The organism is Arachidicoccus rhizosphaerae (assembly GCF_900107765.1).
GTDB classification, from domain to species: domain Bacteria; phylum Bacteroidota; class Bacteroidia; order Chitinophagales; family Chitinophagaceae; genus Arachidicoccus; species Arachidicoccus rhizosphaerae.
Map to the genome: position 1 here is coordinate 1 of NZ_FNQY01000014.1, position 13,110 is coordinate 13,110.

The window sequence follows — 13,110 nt, forward strand, 5'->3', positions numbered from 1 at the left end:
GAGATTCATAATATTTATGAAGCCCGGAAAAATACGCCACTTGTTAAGAAATTAAAGGCAGATATGGGAAAACTGATCGCAAAGTATAAACAAACTGATGCAGCAGAAATCCTGGAAGGTAAAGCCCAATAGCCGTGTTTAAATTTTAATCGATTACAATAAGATCCCTGTTCCATAAAGGACAGGGATCTTTAGTTAGGCTACTGCCTGGTGTAAAAAAAAGAAGAAAAGTCGGGTTGTCTATTTTTCCATAGTTCGACCATTTTTTCTTTGTTTGCGTAACCAGAAAACCTACTTGACCTCGTTATCCGGATGAAACGATTTAAATATCAAAAGGCATTTAAGGATTAACGGTATCTGGGATCCTCATCCGTATCATCCATCCGCTTTTCCAGGGCCAGGATCAGCTGACGTAGATAGTCCGTACGCTCTGCTCTTTTTCGTAAACGGATATTTTGATTATAGACTCCGTAATAATTGCCCACGCTGGTCTGAAAAAGCGTCTCTAGTCCCTGTATAATGGTTTTAAGGTCGCTGTTGCCGTTGTTTACCGCTCCTTTGGCCTGCAGGGCATAGGCCAGTTCAATCAGGTGCACATTTTTATCCGTCCAGTTCAGACCGCTGGACTTGCCCGCCAAAGACGGCCGGTCCAGGTGCTCTATTTCCAGGCGCAGCTCATCAGATAATCTTTCCAGCGCCTGGAACTTAGCCAGGCGGTAACAGTGTACCGACCCGATATGTATTTCCTTGCCGCTGTCCAGGATGTCCTCCGGCGGGAGGACATCCTGGTTCGCTTCTCTGGTAAAGTAAAAGGCGTCCATATGTACCGCTTCTGTTCTGATATAATTATAAAATTCCTGATGCCTTTCAAAATGATGCTGATAGAGCTGCAGGGCATTATTATAATAATCCGTAAGCTTTTCTTTAGCTCCAAAAGGCTTTCTTGTCTCCAGTATATACCTTTCTGTATAATAGATCAGTTCACTCCAGATGGCCGGCTTCTGATATTTAAAATAAGCGATTTCTTCCGGTCTGGAAGTAAAGCCGTATTGATCCACATAGTGGTTCATTTCAGAGAAGATACGGTAGATGACTTTATGGGCAGACAGGTATTTCTGTAAAGGGTTGGTGGCTTTGACTTCCTGTAACTGCTCCTGGATACGCCTGAGCGCGCTCTGTGCGATGTCTTTGGCCGTCAGGTTGCTGGGCCGGTGGCTATGAGCACCGTAACCTGACGCGACATGCCTCTGTGATGAAAGAGATGATTCCGGGGTGAAGCCAAAGCCTGGCTTAGAAGATAAGGTTGGTTTTTTATTTTCTGACATGTAATTGGATTTTATTAGCAATAAGAATATTTTTTTTGATCGGACACCTGAGGCAGCCGGCTAATACTAATATTCGCTGCATCAATGAGGAAGCTATCTTTAAGAGCTGACGCAGGAACAGAGTTGCCTTAGGATGAGTACTGATGCATGTACTGTCCATATTGTGTATTATTTTGTATAGAAAATCTATATATCGGTTCTGTACGTCGTTTTATATTATAGATGCATGATCTATACATCACCAGGCTGCCTGCTTCATTCACCTGCTGCTGTAGTATGCCGGAAGTGCCATCCGGCTAAAAATCAGGGGAAAGACCTAGCTCTTGATATCCGTATTATTCTTGTCTGCAAGATATGTGTGTAGGCACTTAAGGCGCATTGGTAACAGTTCAGCAGCGCCGTATCGCGGCACTTATTGACGTAAAATACTTTGCGAAGCACCGCTTTATTTTTCCTTGGGTTAGGTAATTTATAACCGGCGTCATTAATTTTTAGCCCATAGATATGGATATATTTATTAAATGTCATAAATTTAGGTTTCAATATTTTGTTTTTAGCCATTTGCAAGCTAGCCTGGTTCGTCTCAAATAAGGTGTCCTTAAAGACATCTTAGGTATCCACAAAGACATTATTGTTACAAACACTTAAAATCTATTTTTATGCTTGAGCTGTTTTCCATTCGGTCCAACCAATTCTCCAGTTTTGATTGGCATACGAAGCCTTTTAAAGGATATAAGGGCGCGTTAATTAAAGAAGGCGTCATCCGCAGTGTCAGCGGCGGGTTCGGGGATTTTCTATTCCAGGGGCGACCCGGTAAACTGGTCAGTACCTGGAATAATGACTATGTAATTCAAAAGAAGTTCGAGGCCCATGCGGGCCTTGATCAGCAGCTTATTGAAGCCAGTCTGATCATGACCGGACGACTGGAACACAGTGACCATTCCGGTAAATGGAGCATGCAGAATAAATTTACGACTAACTTTAACTATGCCACCTGTATGGATCACAGGACCCGTTTTGAGGCAGGCGTACATTACACCAGTTTTGATGTGCATATGGACATCAGTATTGTGCAGGATCTGCTGCCGGAGATGCCGGAGCTGGTGAGCCCTTTTCTGACGTCCTATGAGAACAGGCAGCCCTATAATTTATTTGATGAAGGCACCATAGCCACTGAGGAGATCATTACCCTCTTTGTATGTTTACGCAAGATCAGGACCTATGGTGATGCCAGTGACACGATCACACAAGATTTTACCCGGATGCTGGTAAAGCAGCTCTTCCTCTATAAGGCAGCCATGAGTGAACGCAGAGGACTTACCCAAAGTCAGATGGAAGATGCCGCCGCTATCAATCAGGTAGCGCTTCTGATCCGGCAGGAAAAAGGGCCGTTTAAAGGAATCTCATTTTATGCGCAGCAGGCCAGGATGAGCTGTACCCGGTTTAAGAATAACTTTAATCTATATATAGGGATGCCGCCCGGAAAGTATAGTATGGAAAGCCGGATCGAAGCGGCGCAAAGCCGGCTGCTGTTTAGTCAGGACAAGCTGGATGATATTGCCAAAGAGGTAGGCTACAGTGATCACCGTTCCCTGCATAAAGCCATTAAATCAAGACTGGGAGCGTCCCCCTCCAACATCAGAAGGCTGAGCTAGCGCAGGCCTGAACTGAATGTCATCTAAAAGACAAAAAGGCAAGAGCTGCTTTGTCTTTTAGATGACATTTTTATTCAGAAGAAATCTATTGCTGTTATGCGTGAGGATTTATTTGCCCTTTGAAAGCTTAAGTTGCCGCCAGTCAGGCTGCGCTGCTTCAGATATGTCATCCGGAAGCCGAAATGATAAATCCGGCCATTGTCTTACAGGAGACATCTGTCAGCGCCGGCAATCCAATAAATCGGGGAATCACCAAAATAGCCCAATATACAATCCAATATAGATTGTAGTGCTTCGGCTCTTGTCTTTTATGACCGGCCGTTCAGAGAGATCTGCCACACTTCCATCATGTTGTCATTTACAAACTGTTTATAGTCAGGGGATTCGTTTTAGATTATTGCCAGTTATAGGTCTGGCTGACAGCTGCTATGGGCTTTAAACAAATAGTCCCCGGTAGAAACCGAGGACGTTATGTGCTTGTGAATTACAACAAATTTAAAGGCTTCTTGGCAAAAAAGCAAGGAGTTTCCCTTTTTTTAGGGGTTACCCCCTAAAAAAATCACCAAATATTTTTATTAGCTAATACCAGAGTAGCAAAACTTAAAGGGTGGAGTTTAGAGATTTGTTGCAACAAAATGTAAAGCAGGACTACTATCGTTAACATGCCTTCCGGCCCTTTGACAGATACAGTCCTGATTGGAGCAGATAAAGTCGCTTTTCTAACCATTCAAAAAAAACCTAAATTATGCTGGCAAGTATCAGCTGGGAACTGTATCTCAAAGCAGCGGTCGTGGCAGTCGTTATTTACTATCTGTTGATTGTGACGATCTGTTATAAAAAAGAAGCCCGCCGGTTTTTACTGCAGGCGGGCGGAAAAAAGTCAACCAGTCGGCCGCCCCGAAAACAAACGCCTGACCCCATCGCCAAAAAGCGGCCTTAAGCCGTCCCTTCTTATCAGAACATTTAATTTCTATTCAATCATTAAAACGTAAAACATGCAGATGAAAAAAAGAGTGATTAAAACCGCAAAGAATCCTAATGGTGTATATAAAAGAAGGATAAAAAGAGTACAGCTGGCTGTATATAAAGCCACTAGCTTAAGCGCCGCGCTGTCGCAGGCGCTTAAGCAAAAAGTGAGGGGTTTAGCCAGAAAAAATGTAAAGGCGATCACTATGACTACTATGACTGCTAGGTATTCTACCGCTTATAATAAGCGCAAGGCTGCCAGAAGACCCTACCGGTTTATCCTTCCTTTGGCGCTATTTACATTATCCGTACAGCGCACTCTGGCTCAGGCCGATGGCGACGCCGGCATTACGGAAGCAACCAGCCTTATTAAAGGCTATTTCAATACCGGGGTAAATCTTATGTATGCCATTGGCGCCGTAGTAGGCCTGATAGGCGCCATCAAGGTCTATAATAAATGGAGCGCAGGGGAACCGGATACCACAAAAGTGGCCTCCAGCTGGTTCGGAGCCTGTATTTTTCTGGTTGTCGTGGCGACCGTCCTGAAAAGCTTTTTCAGTGTCTAGGCCGTTTTGGGTTGTTGCCATTGTCAGCAGGATGTTCCCCGGGAGAGCGGAGTCCATACTTCTAAATGCCCCGGGGACAGCTGCTGCTCTTCTTCTTTAAATTCTTATTAAAATCCTTTTATTATGCAAACTTTCCTACCTGTCAGCCGCAGACTACCGGTTGTAGATATCCAGGGTGTGGAGTTTTATATAGATGCTGCCAGAGAAAGACTCTGGCAGGTGAAAAGACCGGGTAATCAGATCCCGTTTGGGGTAATACAGGCCTGTAAGTCAGGCTTCAGGTTTCTCTATCATAAAAAGAAATGCTGCTATCCCTTAAGTAAACTAAATGTCCTGCGCCATTTAAGCAGCTACGCCTGGGTCAACCTGCCGGCACTAATGGAGCTGGATCCCGTAGGCCTGGCCCTGCGGTACGGCATCCCGTTGGAAGCGCTGATTCCGGCAGAGGGCTGGCAGGCGCCGAGGAAAGTCTTTGCGAGCCTGAGCCCGGTTACAGCGCTTAAAGTATAAAGGTGTTTAATGGTGCTTTAAAGGCGCTGACTTGGTGTTAATTAGTGCTAATCAGGCGTCAACCAGTCCCCCATTTAAATAGGCCATAAGGCATGGAAGCGGTTATCCTATTAAAAGGAGCCTTAGTCAATACTTAAAGGGATTACAGGTACGCCCGCTCTTTAATCATTTCTCTTTTTTAAATCATCATAAGAACGTGTCTATGCAGCAGGAATATTCATTCAGCTATAAGATCAATAAAGGCGTGAACCGCTCCATTGAGTTCAAGGGACTAAAAGCGCAGTACATCTATTATCTGGCCATTGGTCTGGCCCTGTTGTTACTGGTCTTTGCGGTATTATACATGCTTGGGCTTTCCGCGTACCTGGACCTTGGACTCACACTTTGTCTCGGCGCTGCGCTATTTATCACTGTAAATAAGCTAAACGTCCGCTACGGCGTACATGGCCTGAAAAAGCGCCTGGCCCGTAGAAAATTCCCGGTCTCCATAAGACCGGTTAGGATTACCGGCCCGACAACCGGGATTTTCAGAGAGCTGTCTTCCGGAAAAGTAGCATAAAGAAGTGACCAGCGTACTAGACTTGCTCATATCAAAATAAGAGCATACCTGTTGCCTTATTAATGATTCAAGCGCTTCACAGGCCCGGTTGTCCTCATTTTTATCTTCTGCGGCTTTCTTTTGTTTTTTTAAGTTTTGCGCTATTGCTGCATTAAAAATACACCCCTATGATCTTTCTTATTATAACGGCGCTCATAGTAGCGGTCTCGGTATTGCTACTCAGTCCCCAACCGGAAAAAGACGGCGCTCAGCTACTGGATGATTATTTTCCGATCTGGAAAGTGGAGAAGGACTGCATCCTTGCTAAAAACGGAGATGTGACTGCCTGTTTTAGGCTGCAGCTCCCGGAAATCTTCTCGCTATCTTCCAAGGAGTATACTGCCTTGCATCAGTCATGGATCAAAGCCCTCCAGCTTTTACCGGCAGGCGCCGTAATGCATAAGCAGGACTGGTTCAGGGACGCTGTCTACCGGGGACAGCGCCCAGGCAGCGACCTCGCTGCTTATGACTTTATCAAAGAGAGTACGGAGCGTTTTTTTAATGAGCGGCCTTATCTGGATCATGAATGCCTGGTTTTCATAACGCTGCCGCCGACGGCAGCAACCGGCGGTTCCGTGGCCGGCAGCGCTGCGCCGGCAAGGTCTGCAGCAGCGAATCTTATTAAAAAGTCTGTTTTAAACGGCCACCAGGTGTCTGAGCACGAGGCGGCTAAAAACTATCAGCTATTGGAAGAGACGCTGAGTAAGTTTTCAGGCGTATTATCGGACAGTGGCCTGCTTGAGCTGCAGCGGCTGCGTTCGGATGATATTACGGGAAGGGAACATAGCGCCGGTATTTTGGAACAATACCTTTTCTTACTGGAAAAAGAACTGGGCGAGGCAGGTGGTTTCCCCACCCAGCTGCGTGATATCGTCATGAAGCCAACCTGGCAGGTGGGCAGCTTATATCCGGCGCTTTTTACACTCTCTGACGCCGGTCATCTGCCGGCCACCTGCGGCCCCAGAACCAACTACCAGCCCTACGCCACGGACAGGACCCGGTTCTCGGTGGGTTTTGCTGCTCCCTTAGGCCTTCTGTTGCAGGTGCCGCATCTGTATAGCCAGTATATCAAAATCCAGGATACGCCCCAGGCTTTAAAGCGCCTGGAGGCCAAAAGAAAAAGGCTCCGGTCGCTCTCTGCCTATAGTAGGGAAAACAGCATCTCCGGCCGGGCCGTCAGTGATTACCTGAATGAAGCCATCGCAGAGAACAGAAAACCGGTGAGCGCGCATTTTAACCTGCTCACCTGGGCCCCGGATCAAAAAAGCCAAAAAATAAACCGGGGCAGGATCATAACGGCTATCTCTCAGATCGGCGCCGTGCCTTATGAAGAAAAGGTCACGGCGCCCGCTATCTGGTGGGCGGGTATCGCTGGCAATGCGCTGGCACTGCCGGAAAACGAGTGCTTTGACAGTTTTCTGGAACAGGCCAGCTGTTTTCTGAATATGGAGTCCGTCTACCGGTCTTCTAAGAGCAGTTTTGGCATCCGGCTCGGCGACCGGCTGAGCGGTCTGCCCGTGCAGGTGGATATCTCAGATGAGCCCATGAAAAAAGGCGTTATTACCAACCGAAATAAGATCGTGGTGGGCGGTTCCGGCAGCGGCAAGAGCATGTTTATGAATCATCTGCTCCATAGTTATGTAGGGGGTGGAGCACACTGCATTGTCGTGGACGTAGGTCACAGCTATGAGGGGCTCTGCAGACTTTTAAAAGGCTATTATTTTACCTATAGTCACGAGCGGCCGATTGCCTTTAACCCTTTTTATGTGCCCGGGTATGATAAAGGGGGAGAGGGCGCCAGCTCCCACGGGCCTTATCTGGATACGGAGAAAAAAGAAAGCATCAAGACCTTGCTGGTCGCTCTTTGGAAACAGGGAGATGAAAGTTTCAGAAGGAGTGAATACGTCGCCATCTCCAGTGCGCTTAGCGGCTATTACGCCTATCTGGATAAAATGAACCCTGAGGGCGAAGCTGATATTTTTCCCTGCTTTGACAGCTTTTATGAATACCTGGAGTCGGTCTTTGTGGAGGTCTTGCAGGCGGACGGGGTCAAAGACCGGGATTTTGATATCCATAATTTCTTATATGTCTTAAGGCCTTATTATAAGGGTGGCGAGTTTGACTACCTGCTCAATGCCCGGGAAAACCTGGATCTGATGCAGCAGCCCTTTATCGTGTTTGAACTGGACAATATCAAAGACCATCCGATATTATTTCCCGTCATTACCCTGATTATCATGGAGATGTTTATCTCCAAGATGAGAAAGCTAAAGGGGATCCGTAAGGTCATCGTCATTGAAGAAGCCTGGAAGGCTATTGCCCGCAGCGGCATGGCCGAGTTTATGAAATACCTCTATAAGACGGTGCGTAAGTATTACGGCGAAGCCGTAACCGTTACCCAGGAGATTGATGACATCATCAGCTCTCCCATCATCAAGGAAGCCATTATCAATAATGCGGACTGCAAGATCCTGCTGGACATGAAAAAGTTTCAAAATAAGTTTGAATCCATCCAGCACGTCATGGGCATGACAGATAAAGGCCGGGATTTAGTGCTCTCTATTAATAAAGCCAATGATCCGACTAAAAAGTACCGGGAAGTATATATAGAGCTGGGAGGACAGCTGATGAAGGTTTACCGCTTTGAGCCTTCCCCGGAGCAGTATTATGCCTACAGCACAGAGCAGACAGATAAACTCCTGGTGGAGCAGTATACGGCGCGCTACGGAGGCGATATAGAAAAAGGGCTGGCGGCCCTGGTAAAAGACCGCCTTATGGATAAGAGCGACAAATAGTAAGTCAAAGTCAAAGTCAAAGTGAATGACCATCTCAATGTCAAATGAACCCCGCTCTTTTTTAAAAAATATCCAAAAGCCGTCTAAAACGAATAACAACGGCCATCCAAATTATCCAAATCATGCTAATCATGACTCGACAAAGCAGTGTAGCCTCTCTACGAATAAAAAGGCTGGTGTCTGCCACTTACCCCGCAAACGCTGCCTCCAAAAACAGCCGTCGTACCGGAAATATACCCGGTAGATGTAGCTGTAGATGCTGCAAATGCTGCCACCGCCTGCTACTGATACTACTGCTGCATACGGGGATGGCTGTAAGCATGGCTTTAGTACCCGGGGCTGGGGCGGGTGGCTCCCGGCTGCTGGCCCAGGATATTCCCGGTGTAGGGAATGTCACGGGGCTTGTCAGCCGGGCCATTAAGGCGATCGATCTTAAAATACAGCGGCTGCAGAATAAAACCATCGCCCTGCAAAATGTGCAGCAGCTGATTGAAAACGCGATGAGTAAGCTGCATCTGGAGGATATCGCCACCTGGGCCAGCCGCCAGAAAGCACTCTACGGCGCTTATTTCCAGGAGCTCTGGCAGGTGAAAACAGTACTTACGACCTACTGGAAGGTTAAAGAAGTGATGCAAAGGCAGTTGCAGCTGGTCAGCGAATATAAAAAAGCCTGGAGCCGGCTTAAAAATGATGCGCATTTTTCATTGTCCGAGATCCAGGATATGTCCCGCATCTATGGCGGAATCCTTGAGGAGAGCGGGAGAAACTTAGATCAGCTCCTAATTGCCGCTGGCCAGCTGACAGCGCAAATGTCAGACGGGCAGCGGCTGGCACTGATAACTGAAGCTGCCACCCTTATTGAAAAGAACCTCGGTGATCTGAGGCGGTTTAACACCCGTAATTACCGCTTAAGTCTGGGGCGGGCCTGGAGTCTGGCAGATCAGCTGCTGACTAAAAAACTATACGGGATGAACTAGCCTTGTTTTAAAATGATTGCCTTTTTAAAAAATCGAATGCCATGAGCTGTAGTGTTAGCGTGTCAGCCGGTAAGTCGCCACGTGTTTACAAAATGAAATATCCGGTGTTAATTAAAGCGGCCTTGCTTGCTTTACCCTTTCTCTTTTCCACCGCCCTTAAGGCGCAGACCTTCGGTGAATGGTTTAGCCAGAAGAAAACCCAGAAAAAATATCTGCTGGCTCAGATTGCGGCCCTGGAGACCTATATGAAAGCCCTGGAAAAAGGCTACGCTATCGCTTGGTCCGGTCTGGGGGCTGTTTCGGAGGGGACCCTTGGAGATTATTTGCAGCATGCGCTTTATTTCTCCAGTCTAAAGACGGTAAGCCCTCCTATCAAAAATGAAAGTAAAGCACTGCAGGTGGTACAGCTGGAGGGTTATATTAATTCCCTCAGAAAGCGCCTGCTTGCAAATAGAGATATCGACCGCTGGCTTTCCGGCAGCGAGCAGACCGCTTTTAAATGCTGGAGTCAGAAAGTCGAGGATGAGTCCAGTCAGGATCTGGCAACGCTTAGCCTGCTGCTTCGTGATCATTCGCTTGAGATGACAGACGGGGAGCGTCTTAGTCAGATAAGTCAGCTTTATCTGAGTGTGCAGAAAAAATACGGCGAAATACGAACGTATTACCGGCACCTGGTGGCGCTTATAGCGGACCGCAAAAATCAGCAAAAGGAAGCTTCCCGCCTAAGGAGCCTCTACGTAGAGTAATGCTTTGCAAAACAGCGTCACTTATTATTTATCCCATCATCTGAATCCATCTTCCTATGAAAGTATCCATATCTGAGTTTAGGGCAGCCGTACTGGTAAAAAAGCACAGCGGCGATACAGCCGGCAATGGTAGAAGACTACTCTGCTTTTTATCCCGCTTTATTCGCAGTATAACTCCAGGGCTTATGACGGCCGCTTTGTTGCTAGCGGGCAGTCCTGGCGCCCCGGCGCAGTCCGTAGAGGTCCAGCAGCTACTGCTGGACGTGACTAAGCTTGCGCAGTTTAAACAGATACTGACAGATCTTAAAACCTCTTATGACATACTGGATGAAGGCTATACAACGGTTAAAAACATTGCCTCCGGCAATTTCAGTTTGCATGAGGCTTTCCTTGACGGCCTTTTGCTGGTAAATCCGGCCCTTGCCAAATACGGCAGGGTGGCAGATATTATAAGAGATGAACTAAAGCTGGTCTCCCGGTATAAACAGGCCTTTGAATATTTTAAGGCTTCCGGCCGCTTCCAGGCGGCGGAACTGGAATACATGACCCGGGTATATAAAAATCTGGTAGATAAGAGCCTGGACAACCTGGAGGCACTTACCACCATTCTTACGGCAGGTAAACTCAGGATGTCAGATGATGAAAGAATCACGGCCATCAACCGCATATATAAGGATACGCACCAGATGCTGGGTTTTCTGCTGGATTTTAATCATCAGGTGGCAGACCTGGCCGGACAGCGCAGCGGCCTGCAAAGGGAGGCAGCGGCAGGTCTCAGGCTCCAGGGGCTGGATCAGTAAAAAGTTAAACAACTAGGTAAGTAACTGGTTGAGTTTGAAAAGTAGGGCATTCCCTGCCTGATCGCATTATACAGTGTATTTAAAACAAGAATCTATGCAAATAAGGAAGTTTAAAAGGATAATGAGTAAAGCAGCCACGGGCAATGTCCGGGCAGCGCTGAAAGGTAAATTAAACATTAAAAAAATCAGGCCGTTTCTGCCTATACGGAGCCTCGTTTTTGTCCTGCTGATTGCTCTTTGTTTATGTGTGCCGACTTTTTCCAGGGGTGCCGACGGCCCCGGGCTTAGCGGAGGCAGCGGCCTTAGCGGTCTGGCAGGCTTATACGGGGTGCTGGACGGTCTTTATGATGAACTCGTGCCTTTGAGCAGTAAGCTCATAGGCGTAGCCAGAGCGCTTGCGGGCTTTGCTGCCCTCTGGTATATAGCGGTCAGGGTCTGGCGCCACCTGGCTAGAGCGGAGCCGGTGGATGTCTATCCGCTGCTGCGCCCCTTTGCGCTGGGGCTCGCCATCTTATTATTTCTGCCCCTGGTGTCTCTGATCAACGGACTGCTGCATCCGGTAGATATTGCTACCAGATCCATGGCTGGGGACAGCAGGCAGGCCATTTTAGTTCATATCCAGCATGAAGAGGCGGAGGCCAGCCGCCCTGCGCCCGCAGGGCTCAACCCGGTAGACGCCAGTATGAGTATGTATGAAGCGCCGGACGGCACAGGTGATATCTCAGACAGCTCCACGGTTTCTGTGGGGCTTAAAAGCAGCTTTTCCTTTCTTAACATCAAATACACCTTTAAAACGGTCATGGTGTCCTTTGTGAGTATGCTCTATGAAGCAGCTGCCCTCTGTATTAATACCATCAGAACCTTTTATCTGATCATACTGACTATTCTGGGCCCCTTGGTGTTAGGTCTCAGTGTATTTGACGGGTTCCGTCATACCCTGATGCACTGGTTTGCCCGGTACATTAATATTTATATGTGGCTGCCGGTAGCCAATATCTTCGGCGGCATTACCACTAAGATCCTGGAGCATATGCTACGCGTGGATCAGGACTTTCTAAGCAGTACGGCCTATGTTATTTTTATGCTGATTGCCATTGTAGGGTATACGGCCGTGCCCAGTATTGCCAGTCATATTGTTCAAGTTGGGGGACATGACAGCCTGCTCGGCCGCCTGGGGCAGTTATCTACTCATACGCTATCCTCAGCTGCTGCCACGATGGACAGCTTTATGACCGGAGAATCTCCGCACGATGGTTATAGGAGCGGAGAGGCAGGTGCCTTTACTGCTTCTGCTCCCGCTGCGGCTGATAATACGACTGCTTCCAGTCATCCGCCATCATCTTCATCTTTACCCGGAACGGGCTATTAACGCCGGCCGAGGGAAGCAAAGGGGGGAATGTATATTTTATGACTTTTAAATCTTGTATGCCATGTTTGAACAATTAAAGAATATAGACAAGGCTTTTCAGCATGTGAAAAAGCTGAGTATCGTGGTGACGCTCGCAAGCCTTGCGACCTGCTGCTTTGCCATCGCTAAAAGTTACCAGATGGTCACAAGGGCTGAATCCAGAATTTACCTGATTGCCGGCGGTAAAGCACTGGAGGCTTTTTCCGCCGGGCGGAAGGAAAATATCCCGGTGGAGGCTAAAGATCATATCAAGATGTTTCATTATTACTTTTTCAGTCTGGATCCGGATGAGAAAGTGATTGAAGCGCATCTCACATCGGCGCTTTATCTGGCGGACGGGTCCGCCAGATCTAAATATGAGGACCTGAAGGAAAAAAGATTCTATGCGGGTATTATATCCGCAAATATCAGTCAACAACTCAAGATGGATAGCATTGTCTTTAATATGGATGTCTACCCCTACCGCTTCCGCTATTACGGAACAGAAAAGATCATCAGGCCCACGGTCATCGTCACCAGAAGCCTGATCACAGAAGGAGAGATGCGCAGCGTTGCCAGAAGCGATCATAATCCGCATGGTTTTTTAATTGAACGCTGGCGGGTTCTGGAAAACCGGGATCTGAAAACATCTGCCAGGAGTAGCCGGGATATCATGACTGCGGAACAGGGTGTGTCGACAGCAAGCGCCGAGTAGCAATAGCAGTGTAGTAATAGCAGTCTTTCGGTATATATTATAAAAAAGATTTACTTATCTATAAAACAAA

General features: G+C 47.4%; 12 protein-coding genes. 11 read left to right on the forward strand and 1 reads right to left on the reverse strand.

Features of this window, described 5'->3' with window-relative positions:
* Positions 1-347: 347 nt before the first annotated feature.
* Positions 348-1,325, reverse strand: a complete 978-nt coding sequence (locus tag BLU80_RS12360; protein ID WP_091398795.1) for an RteC domain-containing protein — start codon at positions 1,323-1,325, stop codon at positions 348-350.
* Between the two features lie 659 nt (positions 1,326-1,984).
* Between BLU80_RS12360 and BLU80_RS12365 the strand changes: the two genes are divergently transcribed.
* The 11 genes from BLU80_RS12365 (at position 1,985) to traK (ending at position 13,040) form a co-directional block, all read left to right on the forward strand.
* On the forward strand, positions 1,985-2,980 hold the full coding sequence (locus BLU80_RS12365; RefSeq protein WP_091398797.1) for a helix-turn-helix domain-containing protein: 996 nt from the start codon (positions 1,985-1,987) through the stop codon (positions 2,978-2,980).
* A gap of 745 nt (positions 2,981-3,725) precedes the next feature.
* The gene (locus BLU80_RS12370; protein ID WP_091398799.1) at positions 3,726-3,920 is read left to right on the forward strand and encodes a hypothetical protein; all 195 of its coding nucleotides are present in this window, start codon (positions 3,726-3,728) and stop codon (positions 3,918-3,920) included.
* Between the two features lie 55 nt (positions 3,921-3,975).
* Positions 3,976-4,512 carry a DUF4134 domain-containing protein gene (locus BLU80_RS20005; protein WP_262482928.1) on the forward strand — a complete coding sequence of 179 codons (537 nt, stop codon included), beginning with the start codon at positions 3,976-3,978 and terminating at the stop codon, positions 4,510-4,512.
* Between the two features lie 123 nt (positions 4,513-4,635).
* Positions 4,636-5,022, forward strand: coding sequence for a hypothetical protein (locus tag BLU80_RS12380; protein WP_091398801.1), 387 nt, complete (start codon positions 4,636-4,638; stop codon positions 5,020-5,022).
* A gap of 202 nt (positions 5,023-5,224) precedes the next feature.
* A complete protein-coding gene (locus tag BLU80_RS12385) occupies positions 5,225-5,581 on the forward strand; it encodes a DUF4133 domain-containing protein (RefSeq protein ID WP_091398803.1) in 357 nt (118 codons plus the stop codon).
* A gap of 167 nt (positions 5,582-5,748) precedes the next feature.
* Complete coding sequence (locus BLU80_RS12390; protein ID WP_091398805.1) at positions 5,749-8,415, forward strand: TraG family conjugative transposon ATPase; 2,667 nt, start codon at positions 5,749-5,751, stop codon at positions 8,413-8,415.
* Between the two features lie 131 nt (positions 8,416-8,546).
* Positions 8,547-9,392 (forward strand): conjugal transfer protein TraI, encoded by an 846-nt coding sequence (locus BLU80_RS12395; RefSeq protein ID WP_139188147.1) that lies wholly within the window; start codon positions 8,547-8,549, stop codon positions 9,390-9,392.
* 41 nt (positions 9,393-9,433) lie between these two features.
* A complete protein-coding gene (locus BLU80_RS12400; RefSeq protein ID WP_139188148.1) occupies positions 9,434-10,138 on the forward strand; it encodes a hypothetical protein in 705 nt (234 codons plus the stop codon).
* A 56-nt stretch (positions 10,139-10,194) separates the two neighbouring features.
* Positions 10,195-10,938 carry a TerB family tellurite resistance protein gene (locus BLU80_RS12405; RefSeq protein WP_244518894.1) on the forward strand — a complete coding sequence of 248 codons (744 nt, stop codon included), beginning with the start codon at positions 10,195-10,197 and terminating at the stop codon, positions 10,936-10,938.
* A 94-nt stretch (positions 10,939-11,032) separates the two neighbouring features.
* The gene (locus tag BLU80_RS12410) at positions 11,033-12,307 is read left to right on the forward strand and encodes a TraJ family protein (protein ID WP_091398817.1); all 1,275 of its coding nucleotides are present in this window, start codon (positions 11,033-11,035) and stop codon (positions 12,305-12,307) included.
* 61 nt (positions 12,308-12,368) lie between these two features.
* Positions 12,369-13,040: a conjugative transposon protein TraK gene (gene traK, locus BLU80_RS12415; RefSeq protein ID WP_091398820.1), complete on the forward strand. Its 672-nt coding sequence runs from the start codon at positions 12,369-12,371 to the stop codon at positions 13,038-13,040.
* Positions 13,041-13,110 lie beyond the last annotated feature (70 nt).